Annotated in this window: 15 protein-coding genes, 16 tRNA genes and 1 rRNA gene; 29 read left to right on the plus strand and 3 right to left on the minus strand. The window is 34.2% G+C overall.

All coding sequences use genetic code 11. The features are described 5' to 3' along the window. The 17 genes from rrf to ACFVR2_RS24805 form a co-directional block, all read left to right on the plus strand. Positions 1–93: ribosomal RNA gene (gene rrf / locus ACFVR2_RS24725) — 5S ribosomal RNA — on the plus strand; the annotation flags it as partial. Between the two features lie 10 nt (positions 94–103). Further along, a tRNA-Asn gene (locus tag ACFVR2_RS24730) sits at positions 104–178 on the plus strand. 4 nt (positions 179–182) lie between these two features. Further along, positions 183–274 (plus strand) — tRNA-Ser (locus ACFVR2_RS24735). 23 nt (positions 275–297) lie between these two features. Beyond that, a tRNA-Glu gene (locus ACFVR2_RS24740) sits at positions 298–372 on the plus strand. 9 nt (positions 373–381) lie between these two features. Continuing rightward, positions 382–457, plus strand: a tRNA-Val gene (locus ACFVR2_RS24745). 175 nt (positions 458–632) lie between these two features. Then, a tRNA-Met gene (locus tag ACFVR2_RS24750) sits at positions 633–709 on the plus strand. Between the two features lie 3 nt (positions 710–712). Beyond that, a tRNA-Asp gene (locus tag ACFVR2_RS24755) sits at positions 713–788 on the plus strand. An 8-nt stretch (positions 789–796) separates the two neighbouring features. Beyond that, positions 797–872 (plus strand) — tRNA-Phe (locus tag ACFVR2_RS24760). Between the two features lie 210 nt (positions 873–1,082). Further along, positions 1,083–1,155, plus strand: a tRNA-Thr gene (locus ACFVR2_RS24765). Positions 1,156–1,165: 10 nt separating this feature from the next. Then, positions 1,166–1,250, plus strand: a tRNA-Tyr gene (locus ACFVR2_RS24770). A gap of 6 nt (positions 1,251–1,256) precedes the next feature. Beyond that, positions 1,257–1,330: transfer RNA gene (locus ACFVR2_RS24775), tRNA-Trp, on the plus strand. A gap of 15 nt (positions 1,331–1,345) precedes the next feature. Then, positions 1,346–1,421: transfer RNA gene (locus ACFVR2_RS24780), tRNA-His, on the plus strand. 80 nt (positions 1,422–1,501) lie between these two features. Beyond that, positions 1,502–1,576, plus strand: a tRNA-Gln gene (locus tag ACFVR2_RS24785). 5 nt (positions 1,577–1,581) lie between these two features. Then, positions 1,582–1,656: transfer RNA gene (locus ACFVR2_RS24790), tRNA-Gly, on the plus strand. A 5-nt stretch (positions 1,657–1,661) separates the two neighbouring features. Then, positions 1,662–1,732, plus strand: a tRNA-Cys gene (locus tag ACFVR2_RS24795). Between the two features lie 14 nt (positions 1,733–1,746). Further along, positions 1,747–1,830, plus strand: a tRNA-Leu gene (locus ACFVR2_RS24800). 93 nt (positions 1,831–1,923) lie between these two features. Continuing rightward, positions 1,924–2,006, plus strand: a tRNA-Leu gene (locus ACFVR2_RS24805). 224 nt (positions 2,007–2,230) lie between these two features. On the opposite strand, the gene ACFVR2_RS24810 is transcribed toward ACFVR2_RS24805, so the two are convergent. Beyond that, positions 2,231–2,527 (minus strand): hypothetical protein, encoded by a 297-nt coding sequence (locus tag ACFVR2_RS24810; protein WP_056467865.1) that lies wholly within the window; start codon positions 2,525–2,527, stop codon positions 2,231–2,233. 499 nt (positions 2,528–3,026) lie between these two features. Here ACFVR2_RS24810 and queG point away from each other — a divergent pair, with 499 nt between their 5' ends. From queG to ACFVR2_RS24845, 7 genes are all read left to right on the plus strand, one after another. Next, positions 3,027–4,151: a tRNA epoxyqueuosine(34) reductase QueG gene (queG, locus tag ACFVR2_RS24815; RefSeq protein WP_387368097.1), complete on the plus strand. Its 1,125-nt coding sequence runs from the start codon at positions 3,027–3,029 to the stop codon at positions 4,149–4,151. A gap of 76 nt (positions 4,152–4,227) precedes the next feature. Further along, positions 4,228–5,142, plus strand: a complete 915-nt coding sequence (locus ACFVR2_RS24820; protein ID WP_387368100.1) for an amidase domain-containing protein — start codon at positions 4,228–4,230, stop codon at positions 5,140–5,142. Between the two features lie 62 nt (positions 5,143–5,204). Further along, positions 5,205–5,699, plus strand: a complete 495-nt coding sequence (trmL, locus tag ACFVR2_RS24825; RefSeq protein WP_387368103.1) for a tRNA (uridine(34)/cytosine(34)/5-carboxymethylaminomethyluridine(34)-2'-O)-methyltransferase TrmL — start codon at positions 5,205–5,207, stop codon at positions 5,697–5,699. A gap of 438 nt (positions 5,700–6,137) precedes the next feature. Next, positions 6,138–8,033, plus strand: a complete 1,896-nt coding sequence (locus ACFVR2_RS24830) for a PrkA family serine protein kinase (protein WP_097976853.1) — start codon at positions 6,138–6,140, stop codon at positions 8,031–8,033. Positions 8,034–8,136: 103 nt separating this feature from the next. Continuing rightward, positions 8,137–9,039, plus strand: coding sequence for an aldo/keto reductase (locus tag ACFVR2_RS24835; protein WP_387368107.1), 903 nt, complete (start codon positions 8,137–8,139; stop codon positions 9,037–9,039). A 327-nt stretch (positions 9,040–9,366) separates the two neighbouring features. After that, positions 9,367–10,560 carry a sporulation protein YhbH gene (gene yhbH / locus ACFVR2_RS24840; protein ID WP_387368110.1) on the plus strand — a complete coding sequence of 398 codons (1,194 nt, stop codon included), beginning with the start codon at positions 9,367–9,369 and terminating at the stop codon, positions 10,558–10,560. Positions 10,561–10,841: 281 nt separating this feature from the next. Continuing rightward, positions 10,842–11,153, plus strand: coding sequence for a hypothetical protein (locus ACFVR2_RS24845; RefSeq protein WP_387368113.1), 312 nt, complete (start codon positions 10,842–10,844; stop codon positions 11,151–11,153). Between the two features lie 213 nt (positions 11,154–11,366). On the opposite strand, the gene ACFVR2_RS24850 is transcribed toward ACFVR2_RS24845, so the two are convergent. Continuing rightward, entirely contained in the window at positions 11,367–11,795 is a 429-nt protein-coding gene (locus ACFVR2_RS24850) for an ASCH domain-containing protein (protein ID WP_387368116.1), read from the minus strand. 485 nt (positions 11,796–12,280) lie between these two features. Between ACFVR2_RS24850 and ACFVR2_RS24855 the strand changes: the two genes are divergently transcribed. The 4 genes from ACFVR2_RS24855 (at position 12,281) to ACFVR2_RS24870 (ending at position 16,262) form a co-directional block, all read left to right on the plus strand. Further along, positions 12,281–12,583: a DUF6678 family protein gene (locus ACFVR2_RS24855; RefSeq protein WP_387368119.1), complete on the plus strand. Its 303-nt coding sequence runs from the start codon at positions 12,281–12,283 to the stop codon at positions 12,581–12,583. A 248-nt stretch (positions 12,584–12,831) separates the two neighbouring features. Further along, positions 12,832–14,265 carry a flavin monoamine oxidase family protein gene (locus ACFVR2_RS24860; RefSeq protein WP_387368127.1) on the plus strand — a complete coding sequence of 478 codons (1,434 nt, stop codon included), beginning with the start codon at positions 12,832–12,834 and terminating at the stop codon, positions 14,263–14,265. 134 nt (positions 14,266–14,399) lie between these two features. Beyond that, positions 14,400–14,708: a hypothetical protein gene (locus ACFVR2_RS24865; RefSeq protein WP_387368121.1), complete on the plus strand. Its 309-nt coding sequence runs from the start codon at positions 14,400–14,402 to the stop codon at positions 14,706–14,708. Between the two features lie 1,341 nt (positions 14,709–16,049). After that, a complete protein-coding gene (locus ACFVR2_RS24870; protein ID WP_387368124.1) occupies positions 16,050–16,262 on the plus strand; it encodes a hypothetical protein in 213 nt (70 codons plus the stop codon). A gap of 233 nt (positions 16,263–16,495) precedes the next feature. Here the strand turns inward: ACFVR2_RS24870 and ACFVR2_RS24875 are convergent, their stop codons facing one another. Continuing rightward, positions 16,496–16,975 (minus strand): CarD family transcriptional regulator, encoded by a 480-nt coding sequence (locus ACFVR2_RS24875; protein WP_387368130.1) that lies wholly within the window; start codon positions 16,973–16,975, stop codon positions 16,496–16,498. A gap of 277 nt (positions 16,976–17,252) precedes the next feature. Between ACFVR2_RS24875 and ACFVR2_RS24880 the strand changes: the two genes are divergently transcribed. Then, positions 17,253–17,453, plus strand: coding sequence for a cold-shock protein (locus ACFVR2_RS24880; protein ID WP_056474809.1), 201 nt, complete (start codon positions 17,253–17,255; stop codon positions 17,451–17,453). The last annotated feature ends 497 nt before the right edge of the window (positions 17,454–17,950 follow it).

Here is a 17,950-nt window from a genome sequence, read left to right on the forward strand (position 1 = left end):
CACACCCGTTCCCATACCGAACACGGCAGTTAAGCTCTTCAGCGTCGATGGTAGTTGGGGGTTTCCCCCTGTGAGAGTAGAACGTCGCTTGGTTTATGATTATTCCGCAGTAGCTCAGTGGTAGAGCACTCGGCTGTTAACCGAGTGGTCGTAGGTTCGAACCCTACCTGCGGAGCCATTTTGGAGAGCTGTCCGAGTGGCCGAAGGAGCACGATTGGAAATCGTGTAGGCGGGTAACCCTGTCTCAAGGGTTCAAATCCCTTGCTCTCCGCCACATGTTTTCAGCACTATTATACTGGCCCGTTGGTCAAGCGGTTAAGACACCGCCCTTTCACGGCGGTAACACGGGTTCGAGTCCCGTACGGGTCACCATTTTATTACGGAGGATTAGCTCAGCTGGGAGAGCACCTGCCTTACAAGCAGGGGGTCGGCGGTTCGAGCCCGTCATCCTCCACCATCTAATTAAATTTAATAAATATCTCTTATTATCGTGGGGTGGAGCACGAACGAATATGCTTCGAAGAAATTACTTCAGCATACCAATCGAGCTGCAACTTGCAATAACATCCTGAGATTGGGATGGTCTTAACGAAATACAGTTCATGGATCTAAAAAAATAGTATCCACATTATCGCGGGGTGGAGCAGTCTGGTAGCTCGTCGGGCTCATAACCCGAAGGTCGCAGGTTCAAATCCTGTCCCCGCAACCAAATGGTCCCGTGGTGTAGCGGTTAACATGCCTGCCTGTCACGCAGGAGATCGCCGGTTCGATCCCGGTCGGGACCGCCATTTAAGATGGCTCGGTAGCTCAGTCGGTAGAGCAGAGGACTGAAAATCCTCGTGTCGGCGGTTCGATTCCGTCCCGAGCCACCATCTTAAAATAATTATTAAGCCGACTTAGCTCAATTGGTAGAGCACGAACGAATAAGCTTCGTAGCGAAACATCAGCGTACTTGTCGAAAAACACCTTGAATTATCTATATGAGACAAGGACGACTTTATGAAGATTACTACACAAAACCTAAGTTTGAGTAGGATAAATGATATATAAGTAACTAAACAAAGTGATTTAATTAATAATATGCCGACTTAGCTCAATTGGTAGAGCAACTGACTTGTAATCAGTAGGTTGGGGGTTCAAGTCCTCTAGTCGGCACTCTTTAACCGGAGGGGTAGCGAAGTGGCTAAACGCGGCGGACTGTAAATCCGCTCCCTGTGGGTTCGGCGGTTCGAATCCGTCCCCCTCCACCATTTTATAGGGGCATAGTTTAACGGTAGAATAGAGGTCTCCAAAACCTTTGGTGTGGGTTCGATTCCTACTGCCCCTGCCAAATAATACAATAATGGCGGTCGTGGCGAAGTGGTTAACGCATCGGATTGTGGTTCCGACACTCGTGGGTTCGATTCCCATCGGTCGCCCCATTTAAATTATTGTAACGTTTACTCGAGTGAGTAATATTATTTATAATAAATTGAATATAATATATAAAGTTCTTAATTAATGGGCTATAGCCAAGCGGTAAGGCAACGGATTTTGATTCCGTCATGCCCTGGTTCGAATCCAGGTAGCCCAGCCATTTATGCGGAAGTAGTTCAGTGGTAGAATACAACCTTGCCAAGGTTGGGGTCGCGGGTTCGAACCCCGTCTTCCGCTCCAAATATGGCGGTATAGCCAAGTGGTAAGGCAGAGGTCTGCAAAACCTTTATCATCGGTTCAAATCCGGTTACCGCCTTTTAATTTACTTCTGCCGGGGTGGTGGAATGGCAGACACACAGGACTTAAAATCCTGCGGGGGTTGACCCCGTGCCGGTTCGAGTCCGGCCCTCGGTATCATTAAACCTCTTACTTTTGTAAGAGGTTTTTAATTACAGATTTGAATGGACAATTTGTCTTTCATATATTATAATTATTTTATAACTTTTTGGCGGTGTGGTGGAATGGCAGACACGCCTGACTCAAAATCAGGTATCTTCACGGATGTGCAAGTTCGAGTCTTGTCACCGCTATATTGAAATCAGAGAAGAGGATTTTGCAGAGATGCAGAATCCTTTTTTGTTTAGATCGTAAAGGGTAAGGAAAAGAATAGGATTTTTATATTCTTCATCTTTCATACAGCATTAAATAATGGTCCTCATTTTATATTAACAATTATCATAAAGAAAGGCAGCGACTATAACAATGGTCGCTGCCTTTCTTTATATGGCTATTCTCCATTTAGAAATGCTCTTCGTTACATTTTTACATATTTACGTTTCTGCTTAGCAGCAAGCCAATCAAATTGTTTTGGTTTTCTTTTATTTGCTAAAGTAACGACTAAGCCTGTTGTTGCTATTAGTAGGCTTGCAGCAGCTACTTTAATAGTAAATTGTTTTGCATCTTTTAATTTCTCATTATTGTATCGATCAAGTTCTTTAAGTGTATCCTGTGTAAAATCAATTCTGTCGTTTGTTTCTTCAATCAAACTACAGACACCTTCAAAACTTTCGACCAAAGGATTTTTTTCTTCATTTACTAAAGGATCTGTCATAGTTACTCTCCTCCTATATTTAACCTATAAAGAAGAATTCTATGGGAAAATTAGTTATACCTTTATTCAAATTTCTACAAATCTTTCAATATCCTCTGCTATTAGCTAATTAATAATATTTATCTTTTCCTTACTCACGTCTTCTGCTATTTTTAAATTGCTGTAAAGATTATCTATTCTCGACCCTTTCATAATTCATGCTAAAACTCTTTCGACAAAAATTGATTTTATTCTTGAATTTATGACATGATTATGATAAATTTAATTACAAGTTCATTAAAAACCTACTAAATACAGATAACATTTGTATTAGTAGTTTAGCACTTATAACTTGATAACAACGCAGTGTATTGATTCATTCGAAGAACGATACATTGCGTTTTTTTATATTAAAAAGTCTATTATTAAAGGCTTTTGTGACATAATTATATAAAGAAATAATTTTCTGACTAGAATAGAAAATATAATTTGTAAATTAACAGGCAGTTAGGTGATTCTTGTGAATATAAAAGAATTTCAAAAAGAATTGATTTCATATAGTAAAGAAATTGGAATAGATAAGATTGGATTTACGACTGTTGATCCATTTTTAACATTAAAAAATCGTTTATATAGGCAGCAGGAATTAAATTATCAATCGGGGTTTGAGACAAAGGATATTGAGCGAAGAGTAGATGCAAGAAAAATTATGACTGAATCTAATTCAATAATTGCAATTGCACTAGCTTATCCATCTAAATTGAAAAATCCTCCTAAAAGTAAAAAAGGATCCACAAGGGGTATCTTTTGTAGGGCCTCATGGGGGGAAGATTACCATGTAGTTGTAAAAAAGAAATTACTTCAGCTTGAGTCATTTATTTTATTACATTATCCAAATGCAAAGGTTCAGTCGATGGTCGATACTGGGGAGCTCGTAGATCGAGCTGTAGCTGAGCGAGCAGGTATAGGTTGGAGTGCTAAAAATTGTTCAATTATTACGCCAGAATTCGGTTCTTATGTGTATTTAGGGGAAATGATTACCTCATTACCTTTTGAACCAGATTCGCCTATTGAGGAACAGTGTGGAGAGTGTACAAAATGCCTTGATGTTTGTCCGACAAGTGCGATTGTTTCTCCAGGTCAATTAAATGCTAAAAATTGTATTGCTTTTTTAACACAATCAAAAGAGATGATTCCTGTTGAGTTTCGAAAAGAGCTGGGAAATCGTATATATGGATGCGATACATGTCAGACTGTTTGTCCTAAAAACAAAGGAATTAATTTTACTCATCATACTGAGATGGAACCTGATCCGGAAACTGTAAAACCTTTATTACGCGCTGTATTAAAGGTAAGTAACAGAGAGTTTAAAAGTCAGTTTGGCCAAATGTCTGGGTCATGGAGAGGAAAGAACCCTATTCAGCGAAATGCCATCATTGCTTTAGCACATTTTAAAGATGAATCGGCATTAGATGATTTAAAGGAATTAGCGAAAAAAGATGCAAGACCAGTAATTAGAGGTACAGCTATTTGGGCTATTTTTGAGATTGAAGGAATGAGCAGTACACCATTTATTGAAAGTTGTTTGCAAAAAGAGCAAGACGAGATTGTATTAAATGAAATTAATGCTGTTCTTTCAAAGTAATCAATATTGAGTGGTATAATCTCTTATTTTTCAACATCGTATAGAATAGGAATATATGTTGAAAAGGGGGATTATCTTGTTTAATCGTGAACTTTTAGAGCGTTATTTAAAAGAACGATTACATCTTTATTTTGGTGAAGGACATCGAGGTCATCCTATTCAAGAAAAAGAATATCAGGCAATCAGGCGTAAAGTTGAATTATATAATAAGCGTAATGTTTCATTAGTGAAAGTATATGGAAATCTTGATGTAAACAATATTTGGACTGAACAGGCCGTAACGTATATAAATTATACATTCCATACGCGATATTTTTTAAAGCAAACCGATTTATATTTTGAAGAGGATCAACATGAAAGACAGATCGCGATTGAAAATGATGAAATCTTATATGATATAGCTTTCCCGATTGATAATCAAGTTGAAAATTTTGAACTCGAAGAAGATGATTTAGGTGAAAATGAATCATTAGATCGAAATAACAGATATAACCGATTTAATGCTGTTAAATATGCTGAAACCTGGTGGGATGGCCATAATAAAGAATATCCATTGTATGCAAATGATTGTACTAATTTTATATCTCAATGTTTAAGGGCTGGAGGTATTCGAATGGTTGGAATGCCAAAACCAGGGACAGGGTGGTGGTATAAAAATCATTCGAATAGTAGTTATAGCTGGAGAGTTGCTCATGCATTAAGAAGATTTTTACCTGCGCCTAAAACTGGAATTAAAGCAGAAGAGGTGCCTTCTCCAAAAGACCTTACATTGGGGGATATTATCGTATATGATTTCGAAGGTGATGGAGTATGGAATCATTGTACAATCGTTGTTGCTAAGGATGAAAATGGTGAACCGTTAGTGAATGCACATACTGTAAATAGCCGTAAAAGATATTGGTCATATTATGATTCTTCTGCTTTTACAGAGAATATTAAGTATAAGTTTTATCACTTCGTTGATGACTTTTCTAACCCTCCAATGGAATAATACCTTATTAATTACGAATTTGGTATAATATAAAGCATTGAAACAATATAGAGGTGAAAAAGATGGGAATACACGTTGTATTATATCAACCACAAATTCCAGCAAATACAGGAAATATTGCACGTACTTGTGCAGGAACAGATACAAGTTTGCATTTAATCCGTCCGTTAGGTTTTTCAACTGATGATAAAATGTTAAAAAGAGCTGGTCTTGATTATTGGGAGCATGTAGATATACATTATCATGATTCTTTGGACGATTTATTTGATCAGTATAAAGTCGGGAAATTTTACTTTATAACTAAATTTGGGGAAAAAACATATTCAAACTTTGACTATACAAATTTAGATGAAGAGATTTTCTTTGTATTTGGTAGAGAAACAACAGGGCTTCCGAAAGAGTTAATTGACAAAAATATGGAAACTTGCTTACGTATACCAATGACTGATCATATTAGGTCACTAAATTTATCAAATACAGCTGCAATTTTAATTTACGAAGCTTTACGTCAGCAAGATTTCCGTGAGTTGTTAAAGGTAAAGGATTATTCTAAATAATAAAAGTCACCATATAATGGTGATTTTTTTTGTATTAATTTAAGAGTTTATCAAAGAGTACAAAAATAAAAAAGATGCTTCCATTAAAACGGTCTAAATAAAATTAAGATCCGCGTTTAGAAGCATCCTTTAAAAAATATTATCTGTTTTTCAGTCCAGGTTTGTCATTATAGCCGCCTGTGAAAATTGCTGCTATGAATGATGCTGTTACTAATAAAATTAATGCTAGTCTCATCAGTATGTATCCTCCCAATTGAAAAATTCCCAACACCCTAAACCTTATTATACAAAAAAAACATAGAAATATGAAAGTAAAATTATGAGAATTGGATTTCGATAAAATATATTTTCCTACTCAAAGATATAGCATGAGTACGGACATCCTTGCATATCCTTTAATAATCTCTCTTACAGATGAGAAGAAGGAGGTACTTGTCCATGGATATTTTAAAGAAACTTGAGCAGCATCGGGACATGGAACAAAGATTGAAATGGGAAGGCACTTTTGCTGAGTATCTTGAAATGTTAAAAGAGGAGCCATTGGTTGCACAAACTGCACATTCTAGAATTTATAATATGATTAAAGACGCAGGTATTGAAGAAGTGAATGGTAAAAAAACCTACAGTTTCTTTAATAACAACCTATATGGATTAGAAGAAGCATTAGAGAGACTCGTGGAAGAATATTTCCATCCTGCTGCCAAGAGATTAGATGTAAAAAAACGTATTTTATTGTTAATGGGTCCTGTAAGTGGTGGTAAATCTACACTGGTAACGATGTTAAAAAGAGGCTTAGAAAATTATTCAAGGTCTGATCAAGGAGCAATCTATGCTATTAAAGGTTGCCCAATGCATGAAGATCCATTGCATTTAATTCCTAACCATTTAAGAGATGATTTTTTCAATGAATATGGAGTTCGAATTGAAGGAAATCTTTCACCTTTAAACTTAATGAGACTTGAACAAGAGTTTGGTGGAAGAATAGAAGATGTTATGGTAGAAAGAGTATTTTTATCAGAGGATCGTCGAGTTGGTATTGGTACTTTTAGCCCATCTGATCCAAAATCCCAAGATATTGCAGATTTAACAGGAAGTATTGATTTTTCAACAATTGCTCAATTTGGATCAGAGTCAGATCCGCGTGCCTACCGGTTTGATGGTGAGTTGAATAAAGCAAACCGTGGAATGATGGAATTCCAAGAGATGTTAAAATGTGATGAAAAGTTTTTATGGCACTTATTATCCCTGACACAGGAAGGAAACTTTAAGGCAGGGCGTTTTGCATTGATTTCTGCGGATGAATTAATCATCGCACATACGAATGAAACAGAGTACAGATCCTTTATTAATAATAAGAAGAATGAAGCACTTCATTCTCGAATAATCGTAATGCCAATTCCGTATAACTTAAGAGTAAGTGAAGAAGAGAGAATTTATCAAAAAATGATCTCTGAAAGTGATGTTTCAAATGTTCATATTGCTCCACATACTTTACGTGTTGCAGCAATGTTTACAATTCTTACTCGTTTAAAAGAACCAAAACGAGGAGATATTGATTTAGTTAAGAAGATGCGTCTATATGATGGTGAAATGGTAGAAGGCTATAACACTGTTGATTTAGAGGAGCTGAAGAAAGAATATTTAGATGAAGGTATGCATGGTATCGATCCACGATATGTCATTAACCGTATTTCATCTACAATTATTCGAAAAGAGATTCCTTCAATTAATGCTTTGGATGTATTACGCTCATTAAAAGATGGTTTAGATCAACATCCATCTATTTCTAATGAAGATCGTGAGCGTTATATGAATTTTATCTCAATCGCAAGAAAAGAATACGATGATATTGCCAAACAAGAAGTTCAAAAAGCTTTTGTTTATTCATATGAAGAGTCTGCAAAAACACTTATGGATAATTATCTTGATAATGTAGAAGCGTATTGCAATAAGAATAAGCTTCGTGATCCTTTAACAGGTGAAGAGATGAATCCAGATGAGAAGTTGATGCGTTCGATTGAAGAACAAATTGGTATCTCTGAGAATGCAAAGAAAGCATTCCGTGAAGAAATACTAATCAGAATCTCTGCATATGCAAGGAAAGGCAAACGTTTTGATTACAATTCACATGAAAGATTAAAAGAAGCTATCCAAAAGAAACTTTTTTCGGATTTGAAGGATGTTGTGAAGATTACGACGTCCACAAAAACTCCTGACGAGCGTCAATTAAAGAAAATCAATGACGTTGTCAGCAGATTAGTTGATGAATATGGTTATAACTCAACATCAGCAAATGAATTATTACGCTATGTAGGCTCATTACTTAACCGATAAATTGTTTAAGCGGCTATCTATTAGATAGCCGTTTTCTTTTGCAATTAATAATGTTTATCCTATAATGATGATAATGATTAAAAAGAAAGGTGAGATAGTGTAGATGAAAAGAATTCAAATAGCTGAAAATCTTGAGTTTTCACAAATTATTCACGGTTTATGGCGTTTATCTGAATGGAAAATGACATCAGAACAATTAGTCACATTTATAGAAGAATGCATTGATTTAGGAATTACAACATTTGATCATGCCGATATTTACGGTGGCTATACATGTGAAGAAATTTTTGGAAAGGCTTTAGCGCTAAAACCGGAACTTCGTGAAAAAATCCAAATCGTTACTAAATGTGGAATAAAGTTAAAGTCATCAAAGTTTCCTGAACTTAAAATGAATCATTATGATACTAGTAAAGAGCATATCCTTATGAGTGTAAATAATTCTCTGGAAAATCTACAAACAGATTATATCGATTTACTTTTAATACATAGACCAAATCCTTTTATGAATCCAAAGGAAATCGCAGAGGCGTTTAATCAACTTCATTCGGAAGGAAAAGTACGCCACTTTGGGGTATCAAACTTTTTACCATCTCAATTTAACGCATTACAAGCATATCTAAACATGCCTTTAGTAACAAATCAAATTGAAGTTTCTCCAATGCAATTAGAGCATTTTGAAAAGGGGACAATTGATTTATTACTTGAAAAAGATATTGCTCCAATGATCTGGTCCCCATTAGCTGGCGGACAAATTTTTACTAGTCAATCTGAATCAGCGGTACGAGTTCGAGCAATGCTTGAAGAGATTTCTAGTGAAATTGGCGCAAATTCAATCGACGAAGTAATGTACGCATGGTTATTAGCTCATCCTGCTAAAATGATGCCAATCGTAGGGTCTGGTAAAATTGAACGTGTTAAAACAGCAGTTGAGTCTACAAAGATAAGTATGTCAGCGGAACAATGGTTACGAATTTACGTAGCTGGAATGGGGCATAATTTACCTTAAATAAAAAAAGTGGAGAACTTTTTACTAGTTTTCCACTTATTTTTTTGTTCTTTTTTAAGTATTGTTACATATAGTTAAAGGCAAAAGTTTATTGGATTTTTTATAAAAATATATTTATTTTTTAGGACTCGTCCAATTTTCTGAAAAAATGGGTGTAAAATTTAGAAGAAACATTGTCAATTATTGTGTCCTTCTGCATATGATAGAGTAATCCATAAAAAAGGGTAGAAAATCACCTACCGAATTAGTTTATGCAATTGTGTATTACTGTGTGACGATTTTTTTATTTTTACAAATAAATCAAAACAAGTAAGGGAGGGAAAGAAAATGAGTAATGAAAATAATGAACATGATCAAAAGCATAATTTTACCATTTCACAGGAAGACTGGACCCTCCATCGTAAAGGACACGACGACCAACAGCGCCACCAAGAGAAGGTACAAGAGGCGATTAAAAAGAATTTAGCAGATTTGATCACAGAAGAAAGCATCATCATGTCAAATGGGCGCGATGTAGTAAAAATCCCAATTCGGTCACTAGATGAGTATAAGATTAGATACAACTACGATAAAAATAAACACGTTGGTCAGGGTACTGGAGACAGTAAAGTTGGCGATGTAGTGGCAAGAGATGGTTCACAAGGAGGCCAGCCACAAAAAGGTGCTGGTAAAGGGCAAGGAGCAGGTAAGGAATCAGGCGAAGATTATTATGAGGCAGAGGTTTCACTAATGGAATTAGAGGAAGCTCTTTTTAGTCAATTAGAATTACCTGATCTAAAAAGAAAAGAACAAGATTTAAATACTGTAGAAAACATTGAATTTAATGACGTTAGAAAAACTGGGTTAATGGGTAACATTGATAAAAAACGTACGATGATGTCAGCGTTTAAACGCAACGCTATGAGTGGTACGCCATCATTCTATCCAATATCTCCAGAAGACTTAAAGTTCCGTACATGGAATGAAATTAGAAAACCGGAATCTAAAGCCGTCGTACTCGCAATGATGGATACGAGCGGAAGTATGGGCTTATGGGAAAAGTATATGGCACGAAGCTTCTTCTTTTGGATGACTAGATTTTTAAGAACAAAATATGAATCAGTTGATATCGAGTTTATTGCACACCATACAGAAGCAAAAGTAGTTACAGAAGAAGAATTCTTCACAAAAGGAGAAAGCGGAGGAACGATCTGTTCATCTGCTTATCGAAAAGCCTTAGAAGTGATTGAATACAAATATTCTCCTGAAAGATATAATATCTATCCATTCCACTTCTCTGATGGAGATAATTTAACATCTGATAATGCTCGCTGCGTAAAGTTAGTTCAAGAATTAATGAAAGTGAGCAATATGTTCGGATACGGAGAAGTAAACCAATACAATCGACACAGTACGCTAATGTCCGCGTATAAAAACATAAATGACGAGAAATTTCGCTATTATATTTTGAAGCAGAAGTCAGATGTGTTCCATTCGATGAAGAGCTTTTTCAAGCAGGAGTATGAGAAAGCAGCGAAATAGAGAGCGGTTATGGAGAATTAAATGGCGTGCGAAATTAGTAGAAAGTGAGAAACAGAGAGACCCTAATGAGGGTTTTTCTGTTTTTTTTGTCATAAATACTTAAAGTTTACTAATGGCATAGAGAGGATCCTTATTCAACATAATGGCAGTTTAGTTGAATAAGGTTGAGAATTAAATAGGATAATTTACCTTAGAAATATGATGGACATTTTTGTTAAAATTTAGATAAATAAAAAGAATATTTTTAAATACTAATTGTAAAAGAATAAGGGGTATTTGTGTTGGAAGAAAAGAAAAAATATAAGATAGAATTAAGTTTAATAGTTTATTTTTGTTCCTTTTTAGTCGTATTTCCTATAAGTATACCGTTGTATTTTGTGTTAGGCATGATGTCAGGTAGTGCTTCGGCATCCACTACTGATTTATTATTTTATGGTTTTATAATTGGTATAAGTATTTTAGGTGCCATTTTATTAAATATAATATTTAAATCTGGTAAGCCAAACAATAAAACAAAGTGGGGAATTTTTATTGCTCATTTATTCTTAATACCATTGAGCGTCATATTTTATAATTATTTATTTTTCTATTAAAATAGATACTCATTAATGCAACTAACGCATGCGTTTAGTTGAAGAACAAAAGGGATGATCATAAATCAATCATCCTCTTTTTCACTATATAGTAGGATGGTCGGCAAAGAAGATTTGTTTAATATATACAATACAATTAATAAAATTTCATACTGAAAATATTCACTGTTAAGCGCTAACGCATTATTAGTGTGTTTTTCCAGAAGTAAACAACTAATTTATATTGTATTCCCATAAACCTAATTTTCCTTTAGCTGGTATAAAATCGATTAACATTTCTTTATTGGAAACTTCCCAAATATAATTCCCTACTCTAAAATCTCCTAAGAAGTAGTCATTTCCTGAAACAATACGTCCATCTTCTAATACTGCACTTTCTTGATTATCTTCTATTACTTTTAAACAATTAATAAGATTACAGACACCAATAATCATGCCGGTTGGTAGATTGCTCCTATTCAACTCGTGCTTACTAAGCAAATGCTGAATTGCATTGTTATTACAAACATTACTATCTATTTTTTTACTTGTGTGAATCGCCAATGGACCACGATATTTAGTTTTCCATGTTCTTGTTTCGTATTGTGCTTCATTAAAAAGAAAAAGGCTGGCCCAAGGTTGAATCATTGAAAGTACCTTCATATATGTAATTACACTTCCTTATATATATATCATATGGAAAAAGCCGTATTCCGAAGAGTACGGCTTTTCTTCTTGTTTTTAATTATGGTTTTAGAATGACCTTGGTACGTGACTGCTTTCATGTGTTACCTCCTGAATTTATGATACTTCCATAAAATATCCAAATGAAATAATCGTTATTCAATGCAATTTTTAAAAATTCTTTTGCTTTTCTTAATGCAAATGTGTAAAGGAAAATACCTTTTTGTAGAATCAAGTCGCCGCAGTCAACTCAAAAAAGTTCTGATGAATCAATTACTAGAAAAAGACATTTAGGCTTACGTATAATACAGTACGAAGAGAGTAAACAAGAGTTCACCCAAGTGTTAGTTTTCCAAAAGTACAATAAACTAAAAAAAGCAATAGTTTGTAGATTGAATCTCCTATATACCTAACTGGCGCGTTAGTTGATTAGCATTATAAGTAAGTTTAAGGGTGCAAAAATAATGGCTAATAATCAATATCAGCAAGTAATGAATGATAAAAAGTGGGAAGAAATTAGATTATCGATGTGTGACTACCCTAATAATAATCAATGGAGAACAAAAGACATTGAAACACGCTTTATTAGCACTTGGGATGGGGAATGGTTTTATCATTTTAGGATAGGTGGATATAAGTGTATTGAATGGTTGGAGATTAAGGTAGAAACCCAGGAAATAAGGAAGGGTGTTTTAAATATTCTAAAAAATATTCACGTTTCTGGAGATGTATTTGATAATGTGATTAGGGTGTATGGGTATGTTTAACTCAGTAAATCTGTTAACTACTTTTAAAAGTTCTTATGTAACTAACTCATTGCACTAGTTGAACAACAAGATCGGCTGTTTAGTCGATTTTTTTATGTCACTAAATGGCAGATTAATTAAATAAGAAATTTCGCTTTGAACTTTTGTGAAAAATAAAATTCTACTTCAGTTAGAAATAGAATAACGTTTAAAGATATTCTATTTTTCGTAAGATGGGGTGGTATTTTTTGGTTCAAGAAATCCTCTCAATGGAACAAATGATTTATATAATTCAAAATGGATTGAATAAAACGAATTCACCAAAGAAAATAACTATTTTAGGTGGAGGTATATCTGGTTTAGTTGCAGCTTCACTTTTAAAAGAAGCAGGCCATCAGGTTATTGTTGTCGAAGCAAATAGAAGAATAGGTGGACGGATTTACACAAGAAGAGAACCGTTTCTAGATTTCCAATATATTGACCTAGGAGCTATGCGAATCCCTTCAATCCATAAGTTAACATTTGCATTAATAAATAAATTTAATTTACAAGTAAATGAATTTATTAATAGTACTCCTAATGATTTAATATTCGTTAATAATGTACTAACAAACCAAAAAAGTTACGATTCAAATCCAGATATATTAAAATATCCTGTTGCTCCACATGAAAAAGGAAAAACTGCAACAGAACTACTTTTATCAGCAGTTGGTCCAGTGGTTGAGTTCATAAATCAAGATCCAATAAAAAACTGGGAATCCGTTATTATTAAGTATGACCAATACTCCATGGAAAATTTTTTAAAATATAATCCTGTAGGACCTTCTTTATCGACTGGGGCTGTCGATATGATAAAAACAATTATTGGTTTGGAAGGATTTCCAGAACTTGCATTTACGGCAATTTTAAGAGAGGTTATTGTACTTTTAACACCAAACCTAAAACTATACGAAATTACAGGTGGAACTGACCATCTTGTTAGAGCATTCTTACCTCAACTGAGGGACAATATATTGCTTAATGAAAGAGTAAAAAGAATTAAGCAAGGGAATTCCAAACTAACAATCTATACAGAAAACAGAGTACTTACAAAAGAAGATCATTTTGAATGTGATTATGTTATTTCAACCATTCCTTTTTCTTTATTTAACTTTGTAGATGTGACACCTATCGAATCTATTTCTTATAATAAATGGAAAGTTATAAGAGAATTACACTATGCTGATTCAACAAAAATTGCACTACAGTTCAGAACAAAGTTTTGGGAAAAATTAGGTTTATTTGGTGGAAAACTAACAACAGACTTACCTATAAAATTTTCCTATTTCCCGAGTCATGACTTTGGTTACGAAACAGGAGTGATACTAGCAAGTTATACATGGGAAGACGACGCACAAATTTGGGATCATATGAAAAATAATGATCGTATTGATAAGGCATTAGATGATCTTTCTGTTATCTTTGGAGATATTGTGTATAAAGAATTTTTAGCAGGATTCTCACATAGTTGGACTAGATATCCATTTTCTGGTGGAGCATTTATTATGTATAAACCTAATCAACAAAGAGAACTCGGCCCATTTATTGGGACACCAGAAGGTAGAATTCATTTTGGGGGTTCTCACGCATCATCTACACCTGGATGGATACAAGGGGCAATAGAATCAGGCATCCGTACTGCTAATGAAGTTAATAATTTATAAGTTTTATATAAAACCTTATACAACTACTATGGAAGTAAGATATAACCTTCCATTCACAGTGGTGAATCTAATGATTCATGGTTGGCTAACGCATGCTTTAGTTCAATAACAAATACACAATTTTGAGTTGGACCATGAAAGAGATTTGGATCAAAGCAGAAGAATGGTCAAGCGATTATGACATTTTTGATGAGAATACAGATGTAATTGTTAAATTCGAGGATGAAACTAAATGGGTAGCTTCATTTTTTACATTTAAGAATATATTAAGCTTAAAAAATAAGAACGAAACTACCAGTGAATGTCTTAATGGTAAATGTTTTTGGGCAAGTGATAAGCTATTGATAGAAGAAATAAGTCGTAAAACAATAACAAAAGTGTTCACTCAATTATTGACTAATGGAGAATTTTGGAGAGTATTTAAAAAGAATGAATTAGAATAATCCTTATGTAACTAACGCATTGCGTGTGCGGCCGAGCCAAGGTCGTATCATATAGCGGGTGGGATTCCCGTCGAGAAAGAACTAGCCATTCACTTGTAGCGAGTCTTGAAGGATTAAAGGTAACTTTAATCTTTAAGCGTAGACAGCTAGGTTGCGGGCCGAAAGCCAAATGGTTGAAGGGATTGAGCTTCGAAATGTTAGTAAATCGAGAGGGCTGATGCCTTACGCATAGCAGAAAGCAACATTTTACCTTTCGTTAAGGCAAGAAGGGTAAAGCCTCTCCGGAGTCAGAGACCTTGGCACGTAACACATTGATATGATACGGCAACTCGGGAGACCCTACCGGTCTTTTCATTTAATAGAAGAGTATGGTGTACAAGCGATAATAAGTAAGGAAACCAAATGCCGATGTAGGGAGTCGGATAGCAGCGTAGTACCTATGAAGTTGGGGAATGCCGATGGAGGAAAGGCTGCTACCAAAGTATCACCCTTAATAGGGACACATTTACTACACACAGAGGTAGAATAAATGGAAACAAAACTACTAAGGATAGCAGAATAAAGTCTGATAGAAATTAGTTAAGTTCTGTGAATGATAAGTTGGAGGAGCCGTGTGAGTTAATAGCGCAAGCACGGTTCTGGGAGGGGATGGAGTTCGATTTACCGTAAGGTAAAAAGACTCCTTTCTACTCGACTAGTTGAACAACAAAAAGAGTTGCCGAATAAAACCGATTTCGTTGTTTGATTTTATAAAGGAACTTTGACCGTAAAAGTAAAAAAAGCCACATTAACCAAAATGTAGAGTTCGTCATTCATTTCAATTGTGTTAAAAATCATCATCTAAAGTTGTTTCTTTTGTAAAAACGGCTATACAAACCGATGAAGGCAGAAAGAGAAGGAATAAAGATAAAAAGACTGTTGATCCACATAGAATAGTTCTTAAAATTCCACGCCCATTTGACTGGAATAATAAATACATAGACTATAAATTTTACTAAGTGGTTGTTCATATAATAGTATTTTTCACTTACAAAGAGAATTAAACAAAAACTGATTACAAATGTTAACAGAACCGACCCTACATTTTTAATCCAATGATCTTGTTGAGTCAACTTAGTCTTTCTAACCCAAAAGAATACAAACACGTAGACAACAAGATTGAGCCAGCTGGTGACCGTTTCTGTTTGAGGACGATCTCCCATGTTAATGCCGATTATAAGATCAACGGTTAAACAAACAATTGACAACGCAATCTGCACGAGTAGTTTGTAACTGAATTGAATTTACAGGAGAAAACCTCTATTGTGTCGAATTAATTTAATTTAGAAGGGAGATTGGAAAATGAGTAAAGAAAATCTATTAAAGAGCCTTCGACTTGCAACAAGAGGAAATTTCTTTTTAATCAATATTAAAAATTCCTTGGAAAATGATACAAATATGATTGAAAAACTGGCTAAGGAACTAGAACTAGATGGATTAATAAAACTAAAAGAGTGCACACAACTAGAAGATTCACTCTTTTTAAGTGGAATACTTAAATATGCATCCAATTAAATTGGATGCTTTTCGTCGTTGAACAAATCGCTAATGTTCTTAATTTGAAAAGTGATTTCCACTTCCAGGTGCCGCATATTTTCTTATGTCTGTTTCTTGTTTGATTTTATATAAAAGGGGTAACCTTAAACGGGGCTTTACTATTTTCTTAATATAAAAAGTTTCGTTTCATACACGATTTGAAAATTTGAAATTCTATAATCTTCATTAATGTGGGTTTAAATGATAATTTTTTATCCGAATAATAGTTCTTTGGCTTGAATTTCTGTAATCCCTTTAACTAATCCAAGTTCGCTGATAAATATTTTACTTGCGTTACCTAACATCTGTTTTTCACTTGAATTAAGAGATTTTTCTTTATCTATACGCATTAAATCACGTACTACTTCTGCGTCTTCCTCAATATTACCTGTTTTCATTTTTTCAGTATTTAGCTTAAATCTTTGTTTGTATGAAAGAGAACGATCAGATTCTCCATTATGAAAATTATTTAATATATTGTCGAGCGTATGTGAATCAACGACCATTCGAATTCTTGAATTATCCATTTTCGAAATTGGAATCATTACTTCCATCTGTTTAATTAGTAATCTTATAATAAAATACTGCTGTATTTCACCTTGTACCTCTTTTTCTTCTATAGATTCGATTACACCTGCACCTTGCATCGGATAAAAAATATTATCAATCACTAATAAATAAACCAAGTCAATAAATAAGTGTTTTTTTAGTAAGTGCTTTCTTTTTTCAAAATTAATGACTAAGGACAAAAAAAGAGTCAAGTAGTTGGCACAGGTTGTTCAACTACCCTGAAAATATAATTCGGCAATATTGTAAAAATGAAGCCTCTTAAGTAATCAGAAATTTAGTATTGGTCATAAAAATATGTAATGTCATTTATATTTCATTAGGTGAATTTGATTATCTTTACTTTTAATGTTAATATTGAAATATTATAATGTGTGTAAATCGCACTAGGAGGAAACAAAAATGGAACATGGTAAAGTAAAATGGTTTAATGCAGAAAAAGGGTTTGGATTTATTGAACGTGAAAATGGTGATGATGTATTCGTTCACTTCTCAGCAATTCAAACTGATGGATTCAAATCATTAGATGAAGGTCAAGCAGTTACATTTGAAGTAGGACAAGGGCAACGCGGTCCACAAGCAACTAATGTAAAAAAAGCATAGTTAACTAAAAGAAGTCGGATTCTATCAAGTAGAATCCGACTTCTTTTATAACTTATAATATAAAAAACCCTTATTCATAAATAGAATAAGGGTAAAATCTAACGTGGATCTCGGTAAAGAAAATGGTTTAATGTATTATATCTCAAATAAAATGAAGATACAAATAACTAATAAATTTCTTCTGAAAAAGACAGATTGGATAAAGTTGTTTCTTTTTTTTAGAAGAGTATGGTGTACAAGCGATAACAAGTGAGGAAAACCAATGCCGATGGAAGAAAGGCTACTACCAGTTATCACCCTTAAAATGTTGTCACGACAAACAAGTCGAACAACAAAATAAAATAGTGAAAACATGTTGACAGATACTTCAGCAAAATGCTATTATATTAAAGTTGCTTCTGAGCGACGAAGTGAACTTTGAAAACTAAACAAAACATGAAGTAAACGTCAATTATTAGTTTTTTGAGCAATACAAGATTTAAACTTAACTTTTATGG

Source organism: Gottfriedia sp. NPDC057991, from assembly GCF_042886615.1.
Lineage (GTDB): Bacteria > Bacillota > Bacilli > Bacillales > Bacillaceae_G > Gottfriedia.

Excerpts from the sequence above, each read along its gene's own strand:
- ACFVR2_RS24855 (WP_387368119.1), top strand. The coding sequence starts at position 12,281 with ATGGCTAATAATCAATATCAGCAAGTAATGAATGATAAAAAGTGGGAA.
- ACFVR2_RS24850 (WP_387368116.1), bottom strand. The coding sequence starts at position 11,795 with ATGAAGGTACTTTCAATGATTCAACCTTGGGCCAGCCTTTTTCTTTTT.
- ACFVR2_RS24835 (WP_387368107.1), top strand. The coding sequence starts at position 8,137 with ATGAAAAGAATTCAAATAGCTGAAAATCTTGAGTTTTCACAAATTATT.
- ACFVR2_RS24880 (WP_056474809.1), top strand. The coding sequence starts at position 17,253 with ATGGAACATGGTAAAGTAAAATGGTTTAATGCAGAAAAAGGGTTTGGA.
- ACFVR2_RS24810 (WP_056467865.1), bottom strand. The coding sequence starts at position 2,527 with ATGACAGATCCTTTAGTAAATGAAGAAAAAAATCCTTTGGTCGAAAGT.
- ACFVR2_RS24860 (WP_387368127.1), top strand. The coding sequence starts at position 12,832 with ATGGAACAAATGATTTATATAATTCAAAATGGATTGAATAAAACGAAT.
- ACFVR2_RS24830 (WP_097976853.1), top strand. The coding sequence starts at position 6,138 with ATGGATATTTTAAAGAAACTTGAGCAGCATCGGGACATGGAACAAAGA.
- yhbH (WP_387368110.1), top strand. The coding sequence starts at position 9,367 with ATGAGTAATGAAAATAATGAACATGATCAAAAGCATAATTTTACCATT.
- trmL (WP_387368103.1), top strand. The coding sequence starts at position 5,205 with ATGGGAATACACGTTGTATTATATCAACCACAAATTCCAGCAAATACA.
- ACFVR2_RS24865 (WP_387368121.1), top strand. The coding sequence starts at position 14,400 with ATGAAAGAGATTTGGATCAAAGCAGAAGAATGGTCAAGCGATTATGAC.
- ACFVR2_RS24870 (WP_387368124.1), top strand. The coding sequence starts at position 16,050 with ATGAGTAAAGAAAATCTATTAAAGAGCCTTCGACTTGCAACAAGAGGA.